The sequence below is a fragment of the Paenibacillus sp. FSL P4-0113 genome (genome assembly GCF_038009305.1).
GTDB classification, from domain to species: domain Bacteria; phylum Bacillota; class Bacilli; order Paenibacillales; family Paenibacillaceae; genus Paenibacillus; species Paenibacillus polymyxa_D.
This window is the reverse complement of the sequence record NZ_JBBPAZ010000001.1, coordinates 4581231-4604910: the sequence shown is the minus strand read 5'-3', so window position 1 is coordinate 4604910 and position 23680 is coordinate 4581231. Positions and strand designations below refer to the sequence as shown.

The window sequence follows — 23680 nt, the reverse complement described above, 5'->3', positions numbered from 1 at the left end:
TCACTCGCATACCCGGACACCTATAGGGACTCATACAAAATCACGCAATTTTTTCTAGGGTTTATATTTTTATTTTCGGGAATTACAGAGTTTAAGGCCAATCGTAAGAGTATAGCAATAATCAACTTCTCCATTTTCGTTCTCACTTTTTTTGTATTTGTATTTACACTTGTAGTGCGAACTGGATAACCACACGGTTCTATACCTCAGTAACAACCTTTCCATAGCCCCTCCCTCGTCATGTAAAAGAAAAGCCGAGCGAACTCAGGTCATCTGAATTGCGCTCGGCAAATGTTACGTATTTAGCAATCTTTTAGTTTTCCTCTAATTCTTCAATTCTCTGCCGCTTTCCTATGCCAAAGACAAAATATCCAACAATGACGATCGCCATGAATATTGCCCCGACAATCAACGGCAAGCGTGTGTCTGGATTAAACCACATTCCAACGATCACAAGCAACAAAAAGACAATGGTGATGTAATTACTGATTGGAAAAAAACGAGATTTAAAGGTGTGATCCTTCATTTCATCCTTCCACTTTTTCCTGAATTTAAATTGGCTGATGGCTAATGCAAACCACGGTACCATGCCTGGGAGAACACTGGCGCTGTAAATGTACAGAAACAGTTTGGAATTAGGCATTAAGTAGTTAAATAACACTCCTACCAGCAGCAAAGAAATGGTCGTAATAATACTATTTCTAGGAACACCGCTTGGGGAAACTTTCCCGAAAAACTTGGGAGCTTGTCCGTTCTTAGCTAATGTATATAACATTCTGCCCGCACTGTAAATACCACTGTTGCAGCCGGACATCGCAGCTGTAAGTACAACAAAGTTAATGATACCCGCAGCAGCCACAATTCCTACCTTGGCAAAAGTCAGAACAAATGGGCTACCGATCTCTCCAATTTGGTTCCAAGGATAAATTGTAACAATGACAAAGATTGCACCCACATAAAAAATCAAAATACGCCAGATGATGTTTTTAATGGCTTTTCGCAGTGTCATTTTCGGATTTTCAGCTTCACCTGCCGTAATACCCACCATCTCTATCCCTTGGTAAGCCGCTGTTACAATGCAGAGTGCAAATAGAAACCCTTTCAAGCCACCTGCAAAGAAGCCGCCATGGCTGAACAGATTGGATAGACCTATCGGTTGTCCACCGTTACCGAGTCCAAAAAAGATCATCCCCGTACCCACTACTAGCATGAAGATAATAGCGACAATCTTAATCATGGCAAACCAAAACTCAAATTCTCCATAAAATTTCACAGCCGCCAAATTGGCCAATGCAATAATAATTACACCTGCCAAAGCCGGTAACCATTGCGGGATATCTGGGAACCAGTAGCCCACATATACCCCAATCGCAGTGACTTCCGCCATCCCTACGGTAACCCATAAAAACCAATAGCTCCAGGCGGTCAAGAAACCGGCTAAGGGGCTGATATATTTATGAGCAAATGTAGCGAATGAGCCTGTCACCGGTTCAAGAATCAGCATTTCCCCCATGATCCGCATGACAAAAAACATAATAATCCCAGCTAAGAGATAAGCCAACAGTACTGAGGGACCTGCCCATTTTATCGTACTTGCCGACCCCATAAACAAACCGACGCCAATCGTGCCTCCAAGCGCAATCAACTCAACGTGCCGTGGCTTTAGCCCTCTCGTTAATTGTTTCGATTCCAAAAGAACGCTCCCCTTCGTATATGTTCATCATCAAACGCTAATGATCCGGAAAACTGCCCCCAAACATTATTAATTTTTCAGACTGACGTGGTCGTGAGTGAACGACTACAAAGTAGTTCCACGATTCTTAAATATACAAGGAAACCACGTCCTATTTACCGTCCAAACCTTACTGTTTCTAAGACCGAGTCCGTAGCATTAGATGCATTGTATGACAAAAAACGCCTAAATACAACTGCTAATTAACAGACATATTTAGGCATGAAATGGAAAGGAAGGTGATTCATGTTTTCTGAACAATGGTCAATTTAATGCGATGCATTAGAGTACTAAACACAACTAGTTTTTCAATGATAAATATCACGATATTAAGCCTATGTATTTATTTAAGATTTTTTATAAAATTTTTCTGATCCTTGGTAAACATATAGCCACGTCGTTCATAGAACCTGTGGGCCTGTATCCGACTTGGGTGAGATAACAGTTTGATCCCGGAAAATCCATGGGACTTTCCCCACTGTTCAAGACGCTCAATCAACATGCTACCTACACCTTGATTTCTATACTTTTCTTTAACAACAAATCCTAGTATATTCACCAAAGATTCAGAAAAAAGTAATTCATGTGGGCTTCCATGAATATATCCTAATACCTCGTTGTTTTCTTCATAAACAAAGATCATATCTTTTGATTCCTTTATAATCCTTTCAATCTTCCCTTTTACTTTTACTTCAGGAAATAGATCTAGATTGGGATTAAAGTCTTGGTTTAACAAATAAATATCATGATAATCAGTTCCCCTAATTTCCCTAACATTTTTTTCTTTCACTTTTGAAATGCCCCCTATTTTCATCATCCGATGCTTTATATCGAATCATTACTCCTCGCGCTCTTGCCCGTTAAAACTCTTCAGCATATCAATAAACGCTTCAAGTTTGGAATCCTCCCATGTTGAAATGCGTTGATAAAACTCATTTTCTTTTTCTTTTAAAGCTTCTAGGGCTTTTTCACGACCATTAGCTGTCAGGGATATTAACACTCCCCGACGATCCTCAGGGTGAGTTTCACTTTTTACATAATTCAAGTGTTTAAGCTGAGTAACAAGTCGGCTGACAGAGCTTCGATCCATAGCGGTGGATTCCGCCAAAAATGTAGCGCTTGCCGGACCGTACGAAAGAAGGCAGCGTACGATCAGAAAAGCCGCAGGTTGTAATGATGGATCGAAAAGTGCCGCTGTTCTTACATTGAGTGCATGTGACGCGCTTATAAGTGCATTAAGTTGTTCACCAAGATTCAGTTCTAATTGCTCTCTTGTAGAATTTGAATGTTGAGTTTTATGATCCATATGTCTCCACCTTATTTGAATGAGTTTGAATATATTTGACATATATCAATCAAAATACATATACTTGATATATATCAATCATATTTTCGGCTTTGATAAGTGTCAAGCAGAAGATCTACAGTATAAAGCATCTACAACCTTAAAGCGTAAGCATGAATAAGAATGTAATTGGATCGAGAATTAGGAGGATGATGTATATGTCGACATACCCGACTATTGTAATCACTGGTGCTACTAACGGTCTTGGACAATTAGTAGCAATTGAATTAGCCCAACGCGGAGCGCATCTAGTCTTAACAGCCAGAAATGAAAAGCGTGCTGAAACGACTAAAAATGTTCTAAAAGATCTGGCGCCAAGTACAAAGGTAGACTTTTTTTTCGGGGACTTGTCTCTTATGAAAGATGTCAGGCGTATTGGTGATGAAATTAAAGCTAATTATCCAAAGATTGATGTATTAGTGAACAATGCTGGATTACATGGATTTGAACAGCGAATAACCTCAGAGGGTTTGGCAGAAATGATAGCCGTAAACTATCTTGCCCCGTGGCTGTTAACGCATACCCTACTCAATTCACTCATGGAATCCACAAATGCTAGGATCGTCAATGTGGCTTCTGAAGCGTCACGCAACCATGGCGAATTAAAATTACCGGAGGATTTAACAGATATATCTGCATTTACCGCAAGAGGTTCATCTAAGATATACGGAAAGACTAAACTTCTTAATATCATGTTTACAGAAGAACTTGGACGTCAGTTGTATGGAACCGGAATCGTAGTTAACGCACTTAATCCAGGATTTAACGTTACCGGCCTTGGCCGTGAGTTAGGATTTTCTTCAGTACTTGCAAAAATATTGAACGCTTTGCACATCGGAGACCCACGAAGAGGAGCAGAAATTATTATTCGTTTAGCAACAGAATCTCAATATCGAGAAGTGACAGGTGGATATTTTAATGTTGGCACTGGTAAGCCGATTGTGCCGACATATCCTGGTGGGGATAGCAAGATGCAACGCCTACTTTGGAGTACTACTACCGAATTGTTACGGCAAAAAGGGGTTATGGCATGAAATAGGAGCTATTATCAAATAATGCCCTCCAACGAATGGTTCATTTTGTAAACTAAATCTCTCTTTTAACCGATAAATACATATGCTGGTTCTGTACTTAAATATCTCCTCCCATCTTTACATATTCAAGTACAAACGTGTATTTTTCCTAAAAGGGGGCTTCCTATGAACTATCTAGACGAGCATATACTTAGCCTCAAAGCTAAAATGGTGGATCGGAAGACAGCTAATAACGATAATGTGAAATCCATTCCAGCTCAAACTCAGAAATCGGAACAGGACGGTTCCATGTTTGAAGAAACAAAGCTACTTCATATTGAAAACGATTATCTCGCATTGGAGCCCATTACAATACTACACGGAGAAATTGGTTTCTACATTCCCAAGTCCTTTACTCCTATGCCAATGGAGCAAGCTATAATCAAATATCCTTCAGAGCATCGACCAAAGGTCATTTATACCTCATCTGAGGAGACTATCAATATCACCTTTAATCCTACAAATACCGCTCTGGAAGCGGAAGAGCTGCCCGATTTTGTAGAGCAAATGGCGGATATTTTACGGTCTGTACAACCGATTCGCAACTGGTTAGGTACCGAAATGGTTATCAACGGTTCCGGACTTTCAGTTGGGCAGATTCGTTTTGTGGCGGCGGGGATCGACGGTAATTTATACAACGAAATGCTATTCTTCATCCACAATGGACGAGTTGTCATAGGTTCCTTTAGCTGTCTGGAGGTAGATCTCGAAATCTGGTTACCTGTAGCAGAATACTGGGTTCAATCCCTTTCTGTCCTTCCACCCTCCACCTATTCTACAAATGAGAAAGGAATGACTACACCATGAGTCTGGGATACGATCAAATTCACATTCACCCTTATGAACAAATGGATCTAGAAGAGCTTACCTTAACGAAAAAAGTTAACGAGCATACTCGGCTTTATTTTACAGGTGTTATCCCCGAAGACTTGCAAGACAGTTACGTGGAAACGACAGAAAAAAATACCATCATTGAAGTCAGCCAACAAGATGAGTCTGGCGCAAGCAAGCCGTTATTTAGCGGCATTGCCCTCTCGGTCGAGGTAAAAGTCGTGCGAGGTGTGTACTATCTGGAGGTGGAAGCTATTTCCCATACGTACCGGATGGACATCAAGCAGCGTACTCGTTCTTTTCAGTATACGAAAATGACGATTCCTCAAATGCTGGAGCACATAGGTAAGGACTATGAAGGACTGGATGTGATCGACGGGGCTACTGGCGGAGAAGCCATCGGGCGGCTTGCCATTCAGTATCAGGAGACAGACTGGGCTTTTTTAAGACGCATAGCCTCCCGTTATCATACGAGTCTGATGCCTGTAGCCCGTTTTGACAGTCCCAAATTTTATTTTGGTATTGAGGACAGCCCTGCACAGGCGATACTGGATCATACCCGTTATACCGTACGTAAGCAATTGCTTCCTTTTCGTTATTTTCAGGAGAATGAACAGACCAAACTGAGTGAACACGATTTTACTTTTTATGAGGTAGAAACAGATGAGGTACTCGACTTGGGCGCTCAGTTGAATTTTCAGGGGCATAACCTGTATGTCATGGAAGCCTACACCGCCATGAGTCAAGGACTGCTGCGGCATCAGTATGTGTTGGGTTCTTACCAGGGATTTCGGCAAAAAAGCTACTACCAGGATAAGCTGGCAGGAGCCTCATTAAGCGGTGTTGTACTGGACGTACGTCAGGATCAGGTACGCATTCATCTGGATTGTGATGAACAACAAGACGCAAGCAAAGCACACTGGTTCAACTATTCTACTGTTTACAGTGGCGGTGGCCATACTGGCTGGTACGTCATGCCAGAAAAAGGCGATTCCGTTTCTCTCTATTTCCCCGGTAGTCGGGAAGAAGACGGCGTGGCAGGTAGTGCGGTGAGACGGGCAGATCGCAAGAGTACGCATAACCATTTTTCCAATCCGCAAATGAAAATATGGCGTACCCCGCATGGCAAGGAAGTTCGACTGGGACCGGATGAACTGGTCGTTACAGCCAAGGACGGCGCTATTTACATCAAACTGGATGATAAAGAAGGCATTCATATCACCAGCAGCAAGCAAGTGAATATTTCGGCAGGAGGCAATCTCAGCCTGTCTGCGGGAAAGACGATGAGCCTGTCCGCAGGTAGTCAGCTCCGTATGGATTGTAACGGCAGTCATATTGAATTAAGCGGGTCAGCGGATATGAAAGGCAGCGAAGTGAAGTCAAATTAAGGATGATTAGCAATGGAAAAGCAAACAGATGTGTTAGATCAGCAACAAGCAGCTCTTCAACAGGCTTGGTCTCTCATTCGCAAAGAATGGGCGTTGAAATGTACATCAACACAAACACAACGATTACAGCATATAGTAGAACATTTTCGCGCCTTTTGTGAGCTGGTTCGGCAAAAGCAACTCACAGGTCGTAAAGGTCATATCGGTTACATCACCTACTCCATGCTGCGCACCACATGGCTTGAACAGAAGCCCGTTTATCTTGTTGAAGCTACGGATGCCTTATGGATACTTGATGCTGAGCCCGTTCAGTTGGAATACGATGCAAGTTGGATTTTTCTCTATTGGACTCAATTACATGAACAACTTGGGGCTGAAACCTTGAACCAGCAAGTCTCCCTTTCCGAACTTGAATTAGAGCAGATCATGCTGGAAGCAGCGGGATATCTTCATACGATGATCGTTAGTCTGGTTCGTCAGGCTATGAAGCAAGCAGTCCACCTACCAGAGTTTGAGGCGTTGGATCGTGAAGAAGCTTTTGAGATTCGCGTCGGAGAGTATATGGATCATAGTGTCTCCGTGTACCGGGAAGATCGAAGACCCGTGGATGCTAACATCATAAAGTCTTGGCTGGAGGAAAAAGAAGGATCGGCCTACAGCTACCAAGCACTGTCTCAAGTGCAATTGTCGGATGGAGATTACAGTTCCTTGGATTTTCGTTATACAGTCTTTCGCCAGATCGGGATGCAACAAAGCCGATTGCATCACTGTATCCTCGTAGGCACGGTATGGCAAGAAGCTCAGCTAGATGGAACCGACTTTTCGCACAGCCTGCTTCACGGAGCCGATTTCCGTGGCTGTTCCCTGCAAGAGGCTGTACTGGACGAAGTTTTAAGCAATAGCGAATATGGATCGGATGCTTGGCTGGATTGGGAACCGTTAGGATTGGATGGAGTGGATTTTACAAGAGCTAATTTACAGGGAGCTCGTTTTCAACAGGCACAGCTTCAAGGAGCTACTTTCCAAGATGCCGCGCTGCAAAGAGCTTTATTTAACGGCGCGGATCTAACAGGTGCCTGCTTTGTAGGAGCTGATGTCACTGACGCTTCGTTTATAGGTGCATGTTTAGTAAAAGCTAATTTTACAGGGGCAAAGCTACACCGGGCAATCTTTACTGATATCCAACTAAGCGAAGCCATTGGTCTTGCTGCTGTAGAAGCACCCCTGGTTACACAGGTAACAGATACAGTGAGTAAGGAGAGTGGGGGTAAATGAGATATTTTCGACTCATGGTGGACGAGCGCGTAAAGCATCGGGTAGAGACTGCGCCCCTGTCTCCCTTGCAGGTGGAAGAACTCCTTTCGGGTCATACCATTCAGGCGGAGGACACTCCCCTGTTTTTAGCAGTACATACAGATCCACGAACCGTATATCCGGATTTTCTGGAGTTCCCTTTGCCACTGGTTTCAGACTCCATGAAAGTCCTGTTGGAAAAATATATGCCGGAGCTGGAATGGAAGGTCGCTATACTTACCGATTTTCAGAAGGCCAGGCAGGATGTGTACTGGATATTGCGTCCACCTGTGGTGGATTGTCTTTCCTCACAAACCGAGTGGTATCCTGACCATACCTTGAAGCAGTTGGTACTTAAACACGGAAAAATCCAATCGTCTATATTTCGGATCGCCGGCTTGTTGGAAGCTCATATCTATATCAATCTCGCGGTAGCGGAAAGTCTGCTGCGTCGTCCATTTACAGGTGTTCGTGTGCAAAAAGTGGAGATGTCCACAAAGGAGGAATAATCCGTATGGAAGAAGCAAGTGTGCAGCCTGGGTCAGGTGCGAAAAAAAGCTATGTCGTGGCAGGTGCGATTTTAAGCTGTAGTTACGGTACACAGCCTACGCGTTTGAAGCGCCCTTTTAGCCACGGGGTGTATGTCAAAAATAAAGCCCAGATGAATATTGGAGATTATGTGCCTGGAGTGAACATAAAATCTTTTGGAAATTGCTCCAGTCCGCTGAATCCGACTGTGCAAGCCAGTGAGATGGTCGATATTTATGGGGTGAAAAAGGCTCCATGTATTCCTGTTCTTACGATGCCTTGGCTGAACGGAAAAAGCGACATGCGCATCGAAGGCCAGCCTGCTCTTACACAGAACTGTACGCATCAATGTCTTTATTGCGGGCACATACAAATCGAAAATGACGGTCAAGAGCTGGATTAATTAGTTGCAGCCTACCAAAATAAAAACAAAATGCGCTGGTGAGAGAATGGCTATCTTCTCCACCAACGCATGAAATAGGTTATCATCGAGTTGTTCAACATGATTACATTACATTAGGTACCGCAAAAGGTTCGGTATGAGCAGTTGGATTTCTCAGGCAATGTAGAGTAAATAGCCTGTTCGTCAGAATAAGCATAAGGGTTCGAAAGAACTTCAAGGAGTTGCTCCATCACATGGTAGTCTTCTCGTTCCACCGCAGCTTCCAATGCTTCTTCTACTCGGTGGTTGCGCGGGATGATTGCAGGATTGCTGCTGCGCATCAGCTGATGCGATGAATCTTGGGATTCCTGCTGTCTGCCCAGTCTCGCCTGCCACTGCTCGTACCACTGGGTGAATTCCTCAGTGCTGAACAGAACCGTATCCTCCAGCTTGTCCAAAGTTAGGGCACGGAAGGTATTGGTGTAGTCAGCACGATGCCTCTGCATGATATTCAGAAGATCCTCAATAAGAGATTCATCCTCCTGCTCTTCGTTAAAGATCCCTAGCTTCGCTCGCATTCCTGCAAGCCAGTGACTGTGAAACATTTTTACAAAATCTGAAATTGCATCCTCAGCCAGTGTGACAGCCTGCTCCCTGTTGTCATGCAGCAGTGGCAAGAGCGTCTCAGCAAATCTCGCGAGATTCCACGCAGCAATATGCGGCTGATTGGCATAAGCATAGCGTCCCTGCCTGTCGATGGAACTGAATACCGTCTCAGGATCATAGGTATCCATGAAGGCGCAAGGACCATAATCAATGGTTTCTCCGCTAAGGGTCATATTGTCGGTGTTCATCACCCCGTGAATAAAACCAACCAGCTGCCATTTGGCAATCAGCTCGGCCTGACGCTTAATCACTTCCTGAAGCAGTGAAAGGTAACGGTTTTCGTCATTGGCAACTTCCGGGTAGTGTCTTTCCAATGTATAATCAGCCAGAGCACGGAGATCTTCGGACGTGCCCCATGCTGAGACGTATTGAAAAGTTCCGACGCGAAGATGACTGGCAGCCACACGGGTCAGAATGGCACCGGGCTGCTCGGTTTCCCGGATGATCGTCTCACCTGTGGATACCACCGCCAAGCTGCGGGTGGTAGCAATACCTAGCGCATGCATCGCCTCACTAATGATGTATTCACGAAGCATCGGACCAAGTGCCGCACGCCCGTCACCACCACGGGAGTATGGCGTTCTGCCAGAGCCCTTGAGCTGAATATCAACCCGTTCACCCAAGGGATTGATCTGTTCGCCAAGCAGCAGAGCACGACCGTCTCCTAACATGTTAAAATGCCCGAATTGATGTCCTGCGTAAGCTTGAGCAAGAGGCGTAGCCCCTTCAGGAATTTGGTTGCCGGCCAGCTCCGCTACGCCATCATTCCTTTGCAGCGCCGTGCCGTTCAACCCCAGTGATGCTGCCAACGGATGATTAAGTATAATCAGCTTTGGTGAGCGGACAGGAGTTAGGTTGAGCTTTGTAAGCATGGATTCCGGCAGACGAGAGTAACTGTTGTCGAAGTTCCACCCTATTTTATCTGCTATTTCTTTTCTCTCCGTCATAGTGTCTCCTTTTCTGCTGTGGTATCTTGGATTTTCCCCTTTTAGTTTTTACCTCTGTCCATTTATTATCCACTTTTCACCATGCTATTGTGCTTTTTAGCTTTTAACAACCTTTTTATTGTAATCGATTATCAAACATTAATTGTATTTGAATACCGAACGGGTCTTCAATAATACCGTAGGCTTGGCTAAACATATTATTAGATAAAGGCACGATAATTTTCACGCGATTATCTGTAATTAAGCTATGATAAAAATGTTTAATTTCTTCTAAGTCAGCACTTTGAATACATAATGAAGTGTTATTACCAACTGTATATTTTTCACTGGGATTCATTGTATCTTCTGCTATCATTACTTTTGTTTTTCCGATGGATAAGACAGAATGAGAAATATAATTTTCATTTTCATCCGTAATCTGTATGGAACTGTCACGTTGGGCCATGTCTTGATAGGTAACCAGAAACAATTCCTCTGCGTTGAAGTGTTTTTTGTAAAAATGTATAGCTTCCTTTGCCTTTCCGTTCATGGATAAGAAAATAGCTACTTCCAGTGTTGCACTCATGATATCAATCTCCTTTATATATAATCTTAGTCAGGATTTTGTAAAATCCTCAGGTAGATATCTTATGAATTTGATATATTCTCTTAAGCTTATTATCATATAAAAAGGTATCAAAACATGACACCTTTATAAGGAGGTTTAGATGAAGAAATCAGAAAGATTAAATGATATGATCAGATACTTAAACAGTCGAGAGTTCTTTAATTTAAATGACCTGATGGATAAATACCATATTTCAAAAAGTACAGCTCTACGTGATATTCATTCATTAGAACAATTAGGTATGCCTATTTTTTCGGAACATGGCAGACATGGGCGATATGGTATCTTAAAAAATAGGTTGTTATCTCCCATTATTTTCACGATGGATGAAGTATATGCTCTGTACTTTGCAATGTTGACGTTAGAAGCTTATCAATCCACCCCCTTTCATTTAAGTATTAATAAACTCAATGAAAAGTTTGAACACTGTCTTTCTAAAACACAAATAGACCAGATTCATAAAATGAAAAAGGTCTTACAATTTGAAGTATATCAGCATACTCATGTTAGTCGTTATTTAGATAAAATTCTAACAAGCATTCTTAATGAGAGTACCTGTAAAGTTAAATATGTAAAAAATAATCAGAAAAAAAGTTACTATATTCAATTTTTCAAAATTTCCGCTAAGTTTGGTCAATGGTATGCTACTGGCATAGAGTTAAATACGAATAAATATAGAGTTTTCAGATGTGATCGAATAACCTTAATAGAAGAAGAGGAGAGCAATTCTGACTTTTCTATAGATGAGCTCCTTAATCGTTCATTAGAAATGTATCAATCCGAGAAGAGCATTGACTTTGAAGTAGAGATTGTAGAACAAGCGAAGGACATTTTCTATAAAGAACATTATCCCTCTATGAAAATAGAAAATGGTGATAAGACAGTCATTAAGGGATTCTATAATCCTGGAGAAGAAGAGTTTATCGCTCATTATTTTATGAGATATGGTCATTATGTACGATCTGTGAAGCCTGAATCTTTAAAACAGATTATTAAAGAAAAAGTTGAGCATCTCTTGAACCACTATCAAAAATTATAAGATCATCGAAGGTTTGTTCAACATTTCCTCTACCTTTTAGCAAGGAAAAGAAGGATCAAGCTCCTTTTCCTTGCTAACGATGACATTTGAATTATGGCTTCCGTTTGGCGATAACAGCATAGGAGACCGTTCTTGTGAATCCAGTTGGATTCCATGCAGTAAAGAACCATCTGTCTTCCGCCGCAGAATAGTTATCGAGAAGAAACCCTTGCTGATTTCCAGAGAAAATCCATGAACCGCTAATCAGATTGTAGGCGTTACCGTTAATCGTAGTGCTTCTAAAGCTATTTGGGGGGATAGTAACCGCAGCGAAAGTGAAACGCGCAAATCCATCTCCAAGTTGAGTTACACGAATGGCTTTTTTAAGATTCATAACCACGTGACTTCTTTTTTTTAACTTTCTTCCCAACTTGGCTTCCGCATTTTTAATTTTCATTAAGGTTGCCTTTCTCAAAGAAATCATCTCCTTCATTGTTTTACTTATAGTTAATGATGGAGTAGATACTTTTGAATGGACAAAATCCCCGGTAAATTGGCTGGATTTTCTGGAGGTGCTAAAACAAAGAGCCCTTCCTTAAATAAAGGAGGGCTTGACACCGCTACTCTTATTATTTTCCGTTTCTATACCGATTTTGTTAAGCCAATACGAGTGATCATGGTGTCATACGGATCTAATTCCATCGTTTGTTTGCCATATTCCGTATCAACCGTCGTTCTTTGAAGTTGATCGCTATTGTTAATAACCACCAACATTTTACTTTCTGGATAATAAGCACACTCTGTATATAGGTTATCCGTAATGTACTTCGTTTCATGTAACTCATTACCTGCAAAGCGAATCATATTCAGCAACAACCTTGTGTTTTCCCAGCTGAATTCGAATGAAGGAAGGTAAATTCCCTTTCCTTTACCGAAGGCATGTGTAGACAGTGTTATCATACCACTTGCTTCCTCCACTACCGCAGCTGACCCATCCGTAAGATAAATGCTATTCTTTGGCGTTATACTTGCCCCCTCAGGCACCAAACCATACTCATCCCTAACCTCATATGTCCATCTTCCATGACCTACCCTGGAGCCTGTATCCTCATCCAGTCCGAGAACATGCGCCATTCTAAAAAAGCTGTCGTGACCTTCTACCGCCGAAGGCTGATTGATGCCAATAAAGGTACCCCCCTCATAAACCCATTGGGTCAGTAAGTCCACACACTTGTTGTCATTCCAGTACTCCCCACCACTCCATGCTGAACCAGCAGAGCCGGCATTGATCACTACATCACAATCCTGTAGAATTCCCTGACGGATATCTTCAAAATCAATGAACTGCACTTCAATCGGCAATCCGGATAAAGCTTCATTGACATGAATCAAATCATGCATATACGTTTCATGGAAATGTCCGGACAAGGTCCACGATCTCAATTCACCCCAGCTGTGCAGAATAGCTACCTTCGTCTTCATATGATAGGGTTTGCCTTCGTGGTGCAGTTCTTTAATTTCTCTGAATTCATTGGCAATCTTTTCGATGTAATCGCAAAAATCCGGGTAAGGCTCTACAAGGTGCAAATATCCGCCCAATCCAATCCGGTCAATAGGCTCCCGCAGCAAGGCGCGCCGGATATTAATCCAATACTTTTTGGCATCCAGCGTGGGGTCGCCCCCCTCCATAAAGGTAGGAAGCCCGCCTAAGCCAACCGGAAATAAGTATGGATGCAGCCGAATCTCATGCGTATTCACTTTCACACCTGAACACAGCCTCGCCTCATAACCTGAGAACACACATTTGATCAATCCGTCAAAACCAAGCTCTTGGAAACGGTCATTATAGGGCTCCATACCAACCCAACTGTCATCATAAAACACATAGGCCAGCTTGTCGTGCTTATGCACAATATCAATTAATTTCTTGCCAAATTCGATTACAAAATCATTGATAAATGCCATCCAATCCAGCTTGCGCTGCTCAGCCGGGATATGACTGACGCGGTATTTCCCGCCATTCACAAAATCCTCGGCAGTCATCGAATACCCGTATTTCTTGGCAAACAGATCAAGCGCCCTTGAGCTTACCGTAAAATCGTATGAACCCCAGTCTGAGAACAGATGGCGATTGCGCTCATTACTGCCCCAGATCCAGACGAAATTATAAAATAAGGAGGTAAACCGAACAACCGTGGTTTCCTTATGATGAAGACACCAATCTTCCATCCAATCCAGCAGATATTGTTGCGTTTCTGCATAGATAGGATCAATCTGCATCAAATGCTCTTTGTCCCAATGATTCGTGGTGTGATTGTACATGGAAATCTCTTCCCAGATCCGGTAGGCCATAAAGCTTACCGTGTATTTATGCCAAGGAACAATTCCGGTAATGACCACATTTCCGGATTCCCTTTCATAATTCCACTGTTCTCTTGGAACTTCCTCTCCGGTCGTTCTGTCAAAAACCTGCCAATAGTTAAACGCTTCTTTGGAATCATTCACTTTGAACTGTTCAGCAAAAAAATCCTCCATCAGATAGATGGACACATAATCTTGTACAGCTACCTTTGGATTTGTAATTAAAAAACACTGCTGCAGCTTATCCAGATTACGGGACGCCCACTCATTATGATCTCTGATGATACAGATTGTCGAATATATGCCGTACCCAGCGTTAATAATCTCATCGGACAATTGCGTGCCGTCACTATCACGGATGACATCGGCACCCCACCGTTCAGCTAATTTCAGGGTCAGCGCCTCATAACCGGATTCTCCCGGTAGTGTAAAGTTCCCCGTAGTTTGTTTGGACAACTTGCTTCCCTCCTAATTCAACATATCAGACAGAAAGGCCAATGCCAGGCCTTGACCCCAGCCCTGAATCCAGTCCTTTGGAATATTGCGATACCCATCCCGATCTTTCATAACCGCTGTGCCGCCCGACACACCTAGTACCCGACCGTCCTCGCTAATATGGTTCAAGATGCCCTCCAATGCCTTTTGCACGTATTTGGTATGCAGCGGATTGCCGTTATTGATCATGGCCGCCGCGATACCGCAAGATGCCGACACTTCTTCATAGGACTCCTCGTCATCCAGTACCGTCCGCCACAAACCATTCTCCGTTTGAACACCCTTTAGTGCCGCCAGTTGATCCCGAAGCGAACACTCTACGTCCATGCATTGCGGATACAAGTACCAGTCTTTTAAATGAATTTTGACTTGCGACATGGTATATGCTCCCCAAGCATTCGCTCTCCCCCAGAAAAATCCGGACATGTGATCCTGCTTGACATTATTGTAGCCATGGTACCAGAGACCGCTACTAGGGTCTTGCAGGTATTTGATATGCCAGTAATATTGATTTAAGGCGTCCTGGATCATTGCCTCATCCTTTAATTTGGTTCCTACACGGAGCAGAAAAAATGCCGCCATAAACAATGTGTCCGCCCATGCCTGTTCTGGAAAATCATTAGCCACGGATACCGTATGCTGCAAAACATGGTCTCCGAACCGGAGAGCATTGTTTTGGATGTAATCCACCTTGCTCATCACAATATCCCAATATTTTGGATCTCCTGTTTCTTCATACAATGTGATCAGCATATGGCCCATAGCACATGTGTTTACCGTCCAGTGCGGCAGACCCAGCTCGATATATTCATCTGCCCACTGCACAAGCATATTCAAATACTCTTTATTTCCTGTTTTTGTATAGGCTCTGGATACACCATAATAAGCCACACCGCAAGGCCAGTCCCACGTCAAATCCATCGCCATGGTTTTTCTGACGACTTTGTCGATAACTTTTAATATCTCTTCCTTGTCACAAACCAATTGAAGCATCTTTATTCCCCTCTCTTAGCGCCCACGCTCCCAAAAGCGCTTGAGAGCTGTTCGTCACTATTTTGAAAACGCTTTACTTATTCCATTGTACGCAGTAAAATAGTCTCCATCTAAGCATATTCGCAACAAAACTGCGCATTTCCAATCATTTATGTGAGGATTTTACAAAATCCTGATGTATATCTGCTGGTTAAAACCAAAGTCATGGGGGTATTGAATATGCCCAGAAAAAAGAAGCCCGTTATAGAATATCGACACTATAGCTTGCCCATAAATTTCCCTGTCTTGCTATTAATCGGTGAACGTTGGAAGATTTCTGATATTAAAAGTGAGCATCTCCATTTCCATAACCATTTGGAGATTGGTATATGCTATTCAGATAGCGGCGTCATGGAGATCAAAGGAGAATCTGTACCCTTCAAAGCCGGCGATGTGACCTTCATCCCCAGGTATCTTCCTCATACCACGTATAGTTCGCCAAATACAGCCAGTCTGTGGTCTTATATCTTTTTTTCACCAGAGGATCTCTTTCAACATTCATTTAAAAGTGCTTACAGCAACTTCGAACCAAATTTGTGGGTGGTGAAGGGAAAAAACTGTATATTGAATAAGGAGCAGTATCCCAAGGTTTATACACTTGCAACTTCGATCGTAGAAGAATTAAAACAGCAGAATCCTTACTATCAGGAAAGTGCCTATGGCTTATTGCTATCCCTTTACATAGAACTCCTTAGAATTCATTCCAGGAATGAACTGTTGGCAGATCAAGAAACAGAGCATAGCCTGAAAAACGATTTTGTCATTTCTCCGGTTTTGGAATACATCACGAAAAACTATATGAACCCCATTACGATGGATTTTTTGGCCGACCTGTGCCATTTAAGTACAACTCATTTTCGAAGAAAATTCCATGAAATTATGGGGACGTCGCCTCTCGATTTCCTAAACAGCACCCGAATCGAAGAGGCTTGCAAGCAGTTAAAAAGCACGGAGGATTCTATTCTTTCGATCTCCGAACAAGTCGGTTTTCACTCCATTTCCAGCTTCAACCGTTGCTTCTCCAGGCTTATGGGAAAGCCGCCAAAAGAATGGCGTAAAGGGGCACAATCTGAAGCGCAATCTGCGAAAGCGTCTATACTGGAGTTTACGGGATGGGTTTAGCATAACAGCAGAAATAAACTTGATAAAACGAACTCAACCTCATGAATATGGATTAAACCTGAGCCATATAAATATAGTCTGCATGTGGAGCCTAAAAATAAACGTAATGATGAAATCGGTGAATCTCACAATATGACAACAGATGTTATATTATACTTTGGTTGAAGTTTAAACAAAGGAGATGCTTATGATGAATCAAGAACTAAATCAACAATTAGGTGAGATTATTGAGCAGTTCATACATTCATTTATAGCAGAAAACAATAACATTCGATCTCAAAAAGTAATCAACACTGCAGATGGGGATACAATAGCTCATTTAAGGGGAATTGGTTTTCCGAAAAAAGGAAGACCGATACAAGAGGTCGTCGATGAAATGAGAAAAAACGTCTATCCTCACCAAACCTTCATGCAACACCCTCGCTTTTTCGCATTGGTTCCTGGTCCAATGTCTCTTTACTCGTGGTTAGGAGATATCATGACTAGCGCTTATAATACCCACGCCGGAAGCTGGATGCTGAGTTCGAGCGCAAGCCTTTTAGAGGGGGAAGTGATCCGATGGATGTGTGACCAAGCAGGATATCCCAATACTGCTGGAGGCTTATTTCTGTCGGGCGGGTCACTGTCGAATTTGACCGCTTTAGCGGCTGCACGCAATGCAAGGTTATCCGAGCAGGAATATGCCATTGGAACTGCTTATGTTTCAGATCAAACTCATTCATCGGTCGCCAAAGGGCTACGCATCCTCGGATTCCGTAGTGATCAAATCAGAAAGGTTCCAAGTGATAAAAATTTTTGTATAGATGTTTCAGCCTTAGAGAAAAAAATAATGGATGATCAGACGGCTGGCATGAAACCTTTTGCGATCATTGCCACGGCAGGCACAACCAATACAGGAAGCATTGACCCGCTAAACGAAATTGCTGACCTATGTGAAAAACATAATATTTGGTTGCACGTGGATGGAGCTTACGGTGCGTCAATTTTGGCTTCTTCGAAATATAAGTCTCTTTTGAGCGGGATATCGCGTTCAGATAGTATCACCTGGGATGCACACAAATGGCTAATGCAGACCTATTCCTGTAGCGTGGTTTTAGCCAAAGATAAGCAGCAACTCAAAAACTGCTTCAGCACACGCCCAGAATATTTGAAGGATGCCGAGACTAATGAAGAATATATTAATTATTGGGATTTGGGTCCAGAGTTAACCCGGCCTGCTCGAAGTCTGAAACTATGGGTGACACTGCAAGCTTTAGGCACGAATGCTGTCGGTGAAGTTATAGAGCATGGAGTTCAACTCGCAGAATGGGCTGAAGATGAAATCAAAAAACATAATCATTGGGAAATTGTATGCCCCGCACAATTAGCGATTGTTAATTTTCGATATGCACCACCTGGGCTATCCGACCAGGAATTAGATCCACTCAATAAAAGGATCTCCCAAGAAATGGTGACGAACGGGTACGCCACAGTGCTTACGACACAACTCAATGGAAAAACGGTTCTCAGAATCTGCGCAATTCACCCGGACACTACGGAAGATGAGATAAGAAATACAGTTCAGCTTTTATCGAATATAGCAAGATCATTGAATGAGAGAAAAGTTTTTTTGCGATGAAAAATTTTGAAACTAATTGCTACGATTTCTGTAAATAAGCGAAAATATTCAGCATCACACAAATAAGAGGGGCACGCCGCCCCTCTTTGCTGTTTTCCCAGACATCCAAATTATTTGCCATTGTGCAATGCAGCAACAATGAACAGCACTTAATCCTGACACGACGTGCCCCCATCAATGAAAGTTATTTATTTTCATAACGTACTACGCCGTAGTTCATAAAAATACTGCACAATGGGATGCTTTAACTTCATCTTCTCGGTCATGTTTAATATTCGTTTTTTTCCAACTCGTCTGTCCACTAAAGCTAAAATATTCAATAAGATATCATTACTCTCTAAGCTTTCCTCTATAGAAGTAGTTAAAAATTTATTAGCTACAACATTAAAATTAGACTTGCTTAATGAGGCCTGTGCTGAGAAAAGCTCCTTTGCATGTTCTGATATTTTTCTACCTCTTGCAATTACTTGTAGACGCTCCTCGGGAACGTTACCATTAGTATCTTTTCTGACCGTTTCAATGTCTTCATTGCTGATAGGAACTTGGATATCTGGATCATTCTTGATTTCCAACTCCGTCTGATACCATTTGATCGAACTAGTGATATCATTCATATTGAGTATGTTCTTCTTATCTACAGTTATATAACAGATTCCAGACTTATCAGGCAAATAACGGTAACTGGTCGCTCGGTATTCGACTCTTCCGTCTAACGCAGGACAGCGGAAGCTCTCCAGTTGTTGCTTCAATTTACTCCAGGACATATATCCTCCTATGTTTTCAATGCCTACTAACAGCCCGTCTCCCAACTTGGCAATTTAATTTCCACGTTCCTCTACCTCATCATGATCCTTGCTTCCAAACTCATCAAGCAATGTACGCACTTCACTTGTTGATTTGGCGTTCATTAAGCTGTTTCTGAGTTCACTTGCCCCTCGGAATCCACGGACATATATTTTGAAGAAGCGGGCGAGAGGGCTGAACGAACGTGGCTCCTGCGCTGAATAATGATCATGGAGATCTAGATGAAGCCGTAGCAGTTCAAGCAATTCCTCACTGCTGTGTTCCTTCGGCTCCTTCTCAAACGCAAATGGATTCTGGAAAATACCACGCCCAATCATAATGCCATCCACACCATATTGCTCAGCGAGCTTCAAGCCGGTCTGACGGTCCGGAATATCCCCGTTAATGGTCAGCAGTGTATCTGGTGCCACCTCATCACGAAGTTTCTTAATCTCCGGAATTAGTTCCCAGTGAGCGTCTACTTTACTCATTTCCTCTCTTGTCCGCAGATGAATGGACAAATTCACAATGTCTTGTTTCAAAATATGGGTCAACCAGTCGCGCCATTCGTCTACGGTAGTGAAACCGAGCCTTGTTTTTACACTGACGGGCAGTCCCCCGGCTTTGGCGGCCTGAATGATATCCGCTGCGATTTCGGGACGGCAGATCAGGCCGCTTCCCTTCCCATTCTCGGCTACATTCGCTACAGGACAACCCATATTAATATCGATGCCTTTGAAGCCTTCTTTCGCCATACCGATGCTCATTTCACGGAAATATTCCGGCTTATCTCCCCAGATATGGGCCACCATGGGCTGTTCATCCTCTGTAAAAGTCAAACGCCCGCGTACACTTTTGTTCCCCTCCGGGTGACAATAACTCTCTGTATTCGCAAACTCCGTAAAAAACACATCCGGTCTGGCTGCTTCACTTACGACATGGCGAAACACAACATCCGTCACATCTTCCATCGGTGCCAGTATAAAAAAAGGTCGTGGCAAATCACGCCAAAAATTATTCGTCATATCAAAAACTCCTCTATAAATACCAGGACAAATCTTTGGTCCCAAAATGGTAAAGCTAACCTGTTCATGTCCTTGCTTCTTCTTCACATATAACATGTTTAAGCAACGTAGTTCAAACGGCAGTATATGTTAAGCATAGACATCTAAATGAGTATATCATACTCAATAGAGGAGCATACTCCCCAAAAGACTCGCAAAAAAAGGAAGAGCGCCCGCCCCTCCTTGCCATCTTCTATAACGTACTGCGCCCCAGTTCATAGAAATACTGCACGGCATTACTTCCCCCAGCCTATGCCGTTCCCATGCGAATAGCTTAAAAAAAGAGCCGAGGAATAATATCCTTGACCCTTTTCGTCAATTTCTACACATGAATACCTAAAATTTTCAGCTGATGCCACACGAGCATATTTATCAACATCTACACGATTTCGGTACGTTTCGATAATCTTATTGATGTTTTTATCAGTAAGTTTGTTTTGATTTTTACCTTTTTCAAACGCCAATACACCTCAACTATTAATCTTTTCTGACCAATAGTGAACAGCACTCCACATGCACCGTATGCGGAAACATATCTACGGGTTGCACTTCCACAGTAATATACCCGCCATCCTCCAATATCCTTAAATCCCGCGCCAGTGTGCTTGGGTTACAGGATACGTACACCACGCGCTCTGGCTTCATCTCCAGAATGGTGTCGAGCAGGCGTGGATCACAGCCCTTACGGGGCGGATCGACAACGATAACATCAGCTGTGATCCCTTGCTCTTTCCATGCAGGAATGACGTCCTCGGACGCGCCTACCTCAAACTTCACATTGCGCATTTCGTTCAACAGCGCATTACTCCGTGCATCGTCGATGGCTTCTTTGACGATCTCCACCCCATACACCTGGTCTGCATGCTGAGCGAGGAACAGAGAAATCGTACCGATGCCGCAATACGCATCAATCACCGTTTCTTTGCCTGTGAGCCCGGCATATTCGACGGTTTTGCCATACAGCACTTCCGTTTGTACGGGATTCACCTGATAAAAGGATCTCGCAGAAATCGCAAACTGGACGTTTCCAATGTAGTCATAGATCACGTCACGTCCCCACAGTACACGAGTCTCGTCGCCAAAAATAACGTTCGTTCGCTTTGTATTCACGTTCTGGCATATGCTTGCCACGTGGGGAATATGCTCACGGATACTGCCCATCCACGCATCTGCATGCGGAATATCTCGTCCATTCGTGACGAGCACCAGCATCATTTCACCCGTGCGAAAAGCGGTCTTTACAACGACATGGCGCAGTAGCCCACGTCCGGTTTCTTCATTATATGCACTGATGCCCAGCATTCGGCCAATCTCTTTCACACGTGCGACAACTTCGTCATTACGCTCATCCTGAATGAGACAGGTATTCATATCCACAATGCGATGGCTGCCACGTGCATAGAAACCGCCGACAAGCCCGCCTTCGGTGACACCAATCGGCACCTGGGCTTTGTTGCGATATCGCCAAGGCTCACTCATACCGAGTGTAGGATGCACGACTACGCCATGTACACTCGACAAATCAACGGACGTGCCGTCGTCACTAGTCACACTCAGCTTCCCGATACGCTCCAGCACGTCCACGACATGCTGGCGTTTCCAGCTGAGCTGCGCTTCGTAGCTCATATGCTGGATCTGGCAGCCACCGCATTGATCGTAGATGGCGCACGGAGCTGCAATCCGGTCAGGGCTAGCCTGCGCAATATCCAGCAGCTTGGCATAGCCGTACTGCTTTTTCGTTTTCAACACCTTTACTCGTACCTTTTCACCTGGCAATGCACCCGGAACGAACAGCGTAAAACCCTCGACACGTCCTACACCCTCGCCATCGTGGTTCATGCCGATGATGTCTATCACGGCCTCATCGTTCTTTTGTACAGGCAGATCGCTACGCTCTACACTAGACCGGTTACGATTGGAAGCATCATGACTTCGTCTACCGTTGGAAGAACGACGAGTATCTCGTCCGTTCTTTCTCTTCTTCCGATCCGAATCATTCACATTTTCATTCACATTTCCATTTTTATGTTTGATTTCGGCTTGAAGTAGCCCATTTCCAGCTCTAACTTGAGACTGTTCTGGTTCGCTCTCTCTTGTCGCCTTCATAGTGTTTTGGTGCTGATTTCCTTGAACAGGAGTTGCTGTTGCTGCATTCCGGCGGCTTTTTCCACGTCCGCTACGGTTATTCGTCATGAATGTCACTTCTTTCTGATCTTCTTTTTATGCGGTATTTTCTTTCGTACGTCTAATTTGAATGGTCATCTAAACATACAAACATCAACTCGAAAATGCCGTTACTCCCCACGGAGAACGGCAAGAACCAATATGCTCACACAAAAAAACAACTACCTACTCTGCATTCCATATACTATATTGCGTTGCCGTCCGGAAGCAGAAATATTTCCTCATCATTCCTCACCGGAAAACATTCAAATGATGAGGTAAATTCCGGAAGGTCGCTGGCAAAGTGCCCCCCAGTTCGCCATCCAGATTAAGCTGGACATAGCCGGGTGAGGTCACTTCCATGTAATCTGTTTTGAAATAAACAATCTTCTTGTCCTGCAAATGCTCACCACGCAGCGCGAGTGTTACCAATCGGATCATTTCCGCCAGATTGCATTTCCGCACAGCGATGACGTCAAGCAGTCCATCATCTATTGTCGCCCCAGGAGCAAGCTTTTCAAACCCGCCCACCGAATTCGTATTCGCAATCAGGAAAAGCATAAATTCGTCGTGGATCACTTCCTGACCCGATGCCTTGATGATCAGCTCCTGTGGAGCAAGGCTGACCATTTTCTCCATACCTTTAAAATAGTACGCCAACTGGCCAATCATCGTTTTGAGCTTGCTCGGAACTTCATACGTAAGCTCGGTTAAAGTTCCCCCGCCTGCAATGTTGATAAAGTAGCGGTCGTTCGCTTTTCCGATATCCAGTGGCTTCGGATTTTGACGAATAACGAGGTCGCAATAATCCTCCCAGTGCTTGGGGATGCCCAGTGCTCTGGCGAAATCATTCGTCGTCCCCAGAGGAAACACACCTAGGGGCGGGCGGTTTTCTCTTTCAGCCATCCCGTTAATGACCTCATACAATGTACCGTCGCCACCAGCGGCGATAATCATGTCATACCCACGCTCAATGGCCTCTATTGCGGCACGTGTTGCGTCCCCTTCACCCGTAGTTGCATGGCAAGAGGCTTCAATACCACCTTCATCCAGGCGCTGCAAAACATCCGCAAGACGACGCTTCATTTCCTCACGCCCAGAGGTCGGATTATAGATTAATCTAGCTCTTTTCATTCCGTTACGCCACCCGTATATTTAATGATATTTATATTCACATCGCAGTTCATCATATTCAGTCTGTACAAAATATCATCATACTGGAAAAAGACCTC

22 protein-coding genes are annotated in these 23680 nt (G+C 43.5%); 9 read left to right on the top strand and 13 right to left on the bottom strand.

Annotation, left to right across the window (positions count from 1 at the left end):
• Window positions 1-313: 313 nt before the first annotated feature.
• The 3 genes from MKX46_RS20025 to MKX46_RS20015 form a co-directional block, all read right to left on the bottom strand.
• The gene (locus tag MKX46_RS20025) at window positions 314-1693 is read right to left on the bottom strand and encodes an amino acid permease (protein WP_318628231.1); all 1380 of its coding nucleotides are present in this window, start codon (window positions 1691-1693) and stop codon (window positions 314-316) included.
• A gap of 382 nt (window positions 1694-2075) precedes the next feature.
• On the bottom strand, window positions 2076-2522 hold the full coding sequence (locus MKX46_RS20020; RefSeq protein WP_341071688.1) for a GNAT family N-acetyltransferase: 447 nt from the start codon (window positions 2520-2522) through the stop codon (window positions 2076-2078).
• 48 nt (window positions 2523-2570) lie between these two features.
• Window positions 2571-3038, bottom strand: a complete 468-nt coding sequence (locus MKX46_RS20015) for a MarR family winged helix-turn-helix transcriptional regulator (RefSeq protein WP_039272432.1) — start codon at window positions 3036-3038, stop codon at window positions 2571-2573.
• 197 nt (window positions 3039-3235) lie between these two features.
• Here MKX46_RS20015 and MKX46_RS20010 point away from each other — a divergent pair, with 197 nt between their 5' ends.
• From MKX46_RS20010 to MKX46_RS19985, 6 genes are all read left to right on the top strand, one after another.
• Window positions 3236-4111 (top strand): SDR family NAD(P)-dependent oxidoreductase, encoded by an 876-nt coding sequence (locus tag MKX46_RS20010; RefSeq protein WP_340954341.1) that lies wholly within the window; start codon window positions 3236-3238, stop codon window positions 4109-4111.
• Window positions 4112-4276: 165 nt separating this feature from the next.
• Window positions 4277-4957 carry a hypothetical protein gene (locus MKX46_RS20005; RefSeq protein WP_318628227.1) on the top strand — a complete coding sequence of 227 codons (681 nt, stop codon included), beginning with the start codon at window positions 4277-4279 and terminating at the stop codon, window positions 4955-4957.
• Entirely contained in the window at window positions 4954-6369 is a 1416-nt protein-coding gene (locus MKX46_RS20000; RefSeq protein WP_341071687.1) for a phage baseplate assembly protein V, read from the top strand. Before MKX46_RS20005 ends, MKX46_RS20000 begins: the two co-directional genes overlap by 4 nt.
• Window positions 6370-6381: 12 nt before the next feature.
• Complete coding sequence (locus MKX46_RS19995; RefSeq protein WP_069012892.1) at window positions 6382-7644, top strand: pentapeptide repeat-containing protein; 1263 nt, start codon at window positions 6382-6384, stop codon at window positions 7642-7644.
• On the top strand, window positions 7641-8171 hold the full coding sequence (locus tag MKX46_RS19990) for a hypothetical protein (protein ID WP_176715766.1): 531 nt from the start codon (window positions 7641-7643) through the stop codon (window positions 8169-8171). The genes MKX46_RS19995 and MKX46_RS19990 overlap by 4 nt, the downstream gene beginning before the upstream one ends.
• A 5-nt stretch (window positions 8172-8176) precedes the next feature.
• Window positions 8177-8593 carry a DUF4280 domain-containing protein gene (locus tag MKX46_RS19985; protein ID WP_069012891.1) on the top strand — a complete coding sequence of 139 codons (417 nt, stop codon included), beginning with the start codon at window positions 8177-8179 and terminating at the stop codon, window positions 8591-8593.
• 113 nt (window positions 8594-8706) lie between these two features.
• Here MKX46_RS19985 and MKX46_RS19980 read toward each other — a convergent pair whose 3' ends face one another.
• Window positions 8707-10185, bottom strand: coding sequence for a protein adenylyltransferase SelO (locus tag MKX46_RS19980; protein WP_341071686.1), 1479 nt, complete (start codon window positions 10183-10185; stop codon window positions 8707-8709).
• Window positions 10186-10300: 115 nt separating this feature from the next.
• Window positions 10301-10750 carry a VOC family protein gene (locus tag MKX46_RS19975; RefSeq protein ID WP_340954330.1) on the bottom strand — a complete coding sequence of 150 codons (450 nt, stop codon included), beginning with the start codon at window positions 10748-10750 and terminating at the stop codon, window positions 10301-10303.
• A gap of 142 nt (window positions 10751-10892) precedes the next feature.
• On the opposite strand from MKX46_RS19975, the gene MKX46_RS19970 reads away from it, so the two are divergent.
• A complete protein-coding gene (locus MKX46_RS19970) occupies window positions 10893-11831 on the top strand; it encodes a helix-turn-helix transcriptional regulator (RefSeq protein ID WP_029517106.1) in 939 nt (312 codons plus the stop codon).
• A 91-nt stretch (window positions 11832-11922) separates the two neighbouring features.
• Here MKX46_RS19970 and MKX46_RS19965 read toward each other — a convergent pair whose 3' ends face one another.
• From MKX46_RS19965 to MKX46_RS19955, 3 genes are all read right to left on the bottom strand, one after another.
• Window positions 11923-12294 (bottom strand): hypothetical protein, encoded by a 372-nt coding sequence (locus MKX46_RS19965; RefSeq protein WP_238437976.1) that lies wholly within the window; start codon window positions 12292-12294, stop codon window positions 11923-11925.
• 158 nt (window positions 12295-12452) lie between these two features.
• A complete protein-coding gene (gene gnpA / locus MKX46_RS19960; RefSeq protein WP_341071685.1) occupies window positions 12453-14627 on the bottom strand; it encodes a 1,3-beta-galactosyl-N-acetylhexosamine phosphorylase in 2175 nt (724 codons plus the stop codon).
• 12 nt (window positions 14628-14639) lie between these two features.
• On the bottom strand, window positions 14640-15659 hold the full coding sequence (locus MKX46_RS19955) for a glycoside hydrolase family 88/105 protein (protein ID WP_341071684.1): 1020 nt from the start codon (window positions 15657-15659) through the stop codon (window positions 14640-14642).
• Window positions 15660-15878: 219 nt separating this feature from the next.
• On the opposite strand from MKX46_RS19955, the gene MKX46_RS19950 reads away from it, so the two are divergent.
• Together MKX46_RS19950 and MKX46_RS19945 are read left to right on the top strand one after the other, a co-directional pair.
• On the top strand, window positions 15879-16820 hold the full coding sequence (locus MKX46_RS19950) for an AraC family transcriptional regulator (protein ID WP_341071683.1): 942 nt from the start codon (window positions 15879-15881) through the stop codon (window positions 16818-16820).
• Window positions 16821-17010: 190 nt separating this feature from the next.
• A complete protein-coding gene (locus MKX46_RS19945) occupies window positions 17011-18438 on the top strand; it encodes a pyridoxal phosphate-dependent decarboxylase family protein (RefSeq protein ID WP_341071682.1) in 1428 nt (475 codons plus the stop codon).
• 194 nt (window positions 18439-18632) lie between these two features.
• Here MKX46_RS19945 and MKX46_RS19940 read toward each other — a convergent pair whose 3' ends face one another.
• The 5 genes from MKX46_RS19940 to MKX46_RS19920 all read right to left on the bottom strand — a co-directional run bounded on the left by MKX46_RS19940 (window position 18633) and on the right by MKX46_RS19920 (window position 23582).
• Complete coding sequence (locus tag MKX46_RS19940) at window positions 18633-19202, bottom strand: SF0329 family protein (protein WP_340884425.1); 570 nt, start codon at window positions 19200-19202, stop codon at window positions 18633-18635.
• A 54-nt stretch (window positions 19203-19256) separates the two neighbouring features.
• Window positions 19257-20246, bottom strand: coding sequence for a tRNA dihydrouridine synthase (locus tag MKX46_RS19935; RefSeq protein ID WP_013308869.1), 990 nt, complete (start codon window positions 20244-20246; stop codon window positions 19257-19259).
• 275 nt (window positions 20247-20521) lie between these two features.
• Window positions 20522-20749, bottom strand: a complete 228-nt coding sequence (locus tag MKX46_RS25620) for an N-6 DNA methylase (protein ID WP_425312655.1) — start codon at window positions 20747-20749, stop codon at window positions 20522-20524.
• A gap of 13 nt (window positions 20750-20762) precedes the next feature.
• Entirely contained in the window at window positions 20763-22478 is a 1716-nt protein-coding gene (gene rlmD / locus MKX46_RS19925; protein ID WP_341071681.1) for a 23S rRNA (uracil(1939)-C(5))-methyltransferase RlmD, read from the bottom strand.
• 222 nt (window positions 22479-22700) lie between these two features.
• Window positions 22701-23582, bottom strand: coding sequence for a diacylglycerol kinase (locus MKX46_RS19920; protein ID WP_013308843.1), 882 nt, complete (start codon window positions 23580-23582; stop codon window positions 22701-22703).
• Window positions 23583-23680 lie beyond the last annotated feature (98 nt).

Bases quoted from the DNA above. Each gene is read 5' to 3' on its own strand.
- MKX46_RS19920 (WP_013308843.1), bottom strand. From the start codon at position 23,582: ATGAAAAGAGCTAGATTAATCTATAATCCGACCTCTGGGCGTGAGGAA.
- MKX46_RS20010 (WP_340954341.1), top strand. From the start codon at position 3,236: ATGTCGACATACCCGACTATTGTAATCACTGGTGCTACTAACGGTCTT.
- MKX46_RS19965 (WP_238437976.1), bottom strand. From the start codon at position 12,294: ATGATTTCTTTGAGAAAGGCAACCTTAATGAAAATTAAAAATGCGGAA.
- MKX46_RS20000 (WP_341071687.1), top strand. From the start codon at position 4,954: ATGAGTCTGGGATACGATCAAATTCACATTCACCCTTATGAACAAATG.
- MKX46_RS19950 (WP_341071683.1), top strand. From the start codon at position 15,879: ATGCCCAGAAAAAAGAAGCCCGTTATAGAATATCGACACTATAGCTTG.
- MKX46_RS19980 (WP_341071686.1), bottom strand. From the start codon at position 10,185: ATGACGGAGAGAAAAGAAATAGCAGATAAAATAGGGTGGAACTTCGAC.
- MKX46_RS19940 (WP_340884425.1), bottom strand. From the start codon at position 19,202: ATGTCCTGGAGTAAATTGAAGCAACAACTGGAGAGCTTCCGCTGTCCT.
- MKX46_RS19935 (WP_013308869.1), bottom strand. From the start codon at position 20,246: ATGACGAATAATTTTTGGCGTGATTTGCCACGACCTTTTTTTATACTG.
- MKX46_RS19975 (WP_340954330.1), bottom strand. From the start codon at position 10,750: ATGAGTGCAACACTGGAAGTAGCTATTTTCTTATCCATGAACGGAAAG.
- MKX46_RS20015 (WP_039272432.1), bottom strand. From the start codon at position 3,038: ATGGATCATAAAACTCAACATTCAAATTCTACAAGAGAGCAATTAGAA.
- rlmD (WP_341071681.1), bottom strand. From the start codon at position 22,478: ATGACGAATAACCGTAGCGGACGTGGAAAAAGCCGCCGGAATGCAGCA.
- MKX46_RS19995 (WP_069012892.1), top strand. From the start codon at position 6,382: ATGGAAAAGCAAACAGATGTGTTAGATCAGCAACAAGCAGCTCTTCAA.
- MKX46_RS20005 (WP_318628227.1), top strand. From the start codon at position 4,277: ATGAACTATCTAGACGAGCATATACTTAGCCTCAAAGCTAAAATGGTG.
- MKX46_RS19990 (WP_176715766.1), top strand. From the start codon at position 7,641: ATGAGATATTTTCGACTCATGGTGGACGAGCGCGTAAAGCATCGGGTA.
- MKX46_RS19985 (WP_069012891.1), top strand. From the start codon at position 8,177: ATGGAAGAAGCAAGTGTGCAGCCTGGGTCAGGTGCGAAAAAAAGCTAT.
- MKX46_RS19970 (WP_029517106.1), top strand. From the start codon at position 10,893: ATGAAGAAATCAGAAAGATTAAATGATATGATCAGATACTTAAACAGT.
- MKX46_RS19945 (WP_341071682.1), top strand. From the start codon at position 17,011: ATGAATCAAGAACTAAATCAACAATTAGGTGAGATTATTGAGCAGTTC.
- MKX46_RS19955 (WP_341071684.1), bottom strand. From the start codon at position 15,659: ATGCTTCAATTGGTTTGTGACAAGGAAGAGATATTAAAAGTTATCGAC.